A 2,454-nucleotide genomic window follows, 5' to 3' on the forward strand; every position below is an offset into this window, starting at 1 on the left:
AATTTCAATCTTGTTTTTGTTGTTTGTGTGACATCCGCCACTCCAACTTTTCACCCTTCCTTTCGGTTGGGAGTGCAAAGGTAAGGATCTTTTCCGAACTTCCAAATAAAATAAATTTTATTTTTCCATTCTCTTTTTCTTCTTTCCTTTATTTCAATATGCTGATGTTAATCAGCTTTCCGTCCTTCCGAACCGGGCTGCAAAGGTAGCAATCTTTTTCTCTTTAGCAATATTTATTTTAAAATAAATCATGCCCTCCATCTCTCTAAGCCATCCTTTCAACTAAAACCCTTCCTCCGAAGCGGGATGCAAAAGTAGGAAAAATATCATTGCTTCCAAAGGTTTTTTATAGAATACCATAGCGTTTAACGTAAACGCATGGTTTACAAGCAGAAAAAGTTTTGCCTAAAGCAAAACTTTTTGAAAGAACAGGTGTTTAGCGCTGGTTTATCAAACCTATCAGGTTTCGAAAACGGGATAGGTTTAGGCACAATAACCGTTAAAACTTCCGAAATACCTGCCCACCTAAACCCGATTGGAATGGAATGCCCACAGCGAAGCGAGGACTTGGAATGAAAAGCGGGAACAAACTTAGATAGTAGCACAATAACTGCTTTGCTGAAAAACTAACTTTGACTAAAACAATTACTATTAGCTTCTGAACAAACCAATAAGTTTTTTGCCTAAAATTATAATCAGCACTAAAACCAATCCTGCCAATAACCCAAAAGCAAATTCCCGCAGGATTGATGGCAGAGTTGGAAATACATGATGCAAAAAGGCAATATTATGCGCGAAAATTCCTCCTGATACCAATATTAATGCAACCGTCCCCACAATACTTAGAATTTTGATGATAACGGGTAGCGATTTAACCAGGATTTTGCCGGTAACTGAAAGGATACCTTTTTCGCCCGAGGCTTTCATTAAACGATAGCCCGCGTCATCCATCCTTACAATAAGCGCAACAATACCATAAACACCAATGGTGGCCAATAATGCGATAATCGAAACAGTCATGATCTGAATGCCCAGCTTTTCTTCCAAAACACTACCTAATGCGATAATCACAATTTCTATAGAAAGGATAAAATCGGTGGTGATGGCAGATCTAATTTTTGCATTTTCAGCAGCATCACCTTCCTGGAGAATTTCTTTAGCCTCTACATGCGAGGGCTTAGGGTGATGAAAAAAATATTCGACAACCTTTTCTACTCCCTCATAGGCCAGATACAAACCACCCAACACCAAAATTACTTTTATCGCTACCGGAAAAAAAACATTTAGCAGTAAGGCAATTGGAACAATAATAAGTTTATTTACCAGAGAACCCTTTGTAATTGCCCATAGCACAGGCAACTCTCTTGAAGAAATAAAACCGGTTGATTTTTCTGCATTTACCGCCAAGTCATCTCCTAAAATACCTGCCGTTTTCTTGGCCGCCACCTTTGCCGTAACAGCAACATCGTCCATTAAGGCACCTATATCATCTAAAATCGCAAAAAAACCTGAAGCCATATCTAATTTATTAATGCTGCAAAATATCAAATCCTTTTTAAAATAAGATGATCGCGTTCCAAATCTTTTAATCATATAGGATATCTGAAACCATATTCACCAACCTCATTTAAAAGCTAGTATCTACCGGCTCGATTAATAACATCAATAAACTAAAACTGTTCGAAAATAAATAAATTATATAATTGTTGAAGGCAAAAGAGAGAAATAACATATTTAGCACTAAATCAGTTTTAAAAGTGATCTAAATTATTCAAATCCGCTTAAATGAGTTTATGCGTGGTTTACAGATTGGTAACAATGCGCTAGATCATTAAATTTGATTTTCTTTTGAAGCGCAATTTCTGTGCATGTAGGTTGGGTTCGGTCCTGCTGTACGCTAAATCCTTTTGGGAAACCTATCTGTTAAACAAATACACCTTGCCCAAAAGGGATAACGCTGCCATCAGGGCTATTTTAGCCGGGACAGATGTATAAAAGATGGAAGATGTAAAATGGACGATGGAATAAGCTCTGCGGTGATCAGCTTTATCTGCGGGATCAAACCCTTAACTTTTTCTTCACTCCTTAATGGTGGGGAATAACGCATAGATCTTTTTACCATTAAGAAATTAAGGACATTAAGAAATATAAGCTGGGAATTACCATCGGCCCTGGTGGGCTTAACTTTTCTTAACTTCTATCTAGATTTTAATGACTGGAGATACCATGTTCCGTGAAGAAAAAAGCCCATAAACAAAGAAAACCCTTTAACATTGTTGTTAAAGGGTTTCTTATAATATTTGGCACCGACCTACTCTCCCATCCCGAAGTTTCGGGACAATACCATCGGCCCTGGTGGGCTTAACTTTTCTTAACTTCTTAATGGTAAGAGATATGCAAAAAAAGCTATAAACAAAGAAAACCCTTTAACGTCGTTGTTAAAGGGTTTCTTAT

The 2,454-nt window shown here is 37.4% G+C and carries 1 protein-coding gene; it reads right to left on the minus strand.

Going from position 1 to position 2,454, the window contains the following annotated elements:
* Positions 1–651: 651 nt before the first annotated feature.
* Complete coding sequence (locus U859_RS0130160; RefSeq protein WP_025146922.1) at positions 652–1,518, minus strand: DUF808 domain-containing protein; 867 nt, start codon at positions 1,516–1,518, stop codon at positions 652–654.
* Positions 1,519–2,454: the final 936 nt, after the last annotated feature.

This window comes from Pedobacter jeongneungensis (assembly GCF_000633455.1).
Classification (GTDB): domain Bacteria; phylum Bacteroidota; class Bacteroidia; order Sphingobacteriales; family Sphingobacteriaceae; genus Pedobacter; species Pedobacter jeongneungensis_A.

Excerpts from the sequence above, each read along its gene's own strand:
- U859_RS0130160 (WP_025146922.1), bottom strand. The coding sequence starts at position 1,518 with ATGGCTTCAGGTTTTTTTGCGATTTTAGATGATATAGGTGCCTTAATG.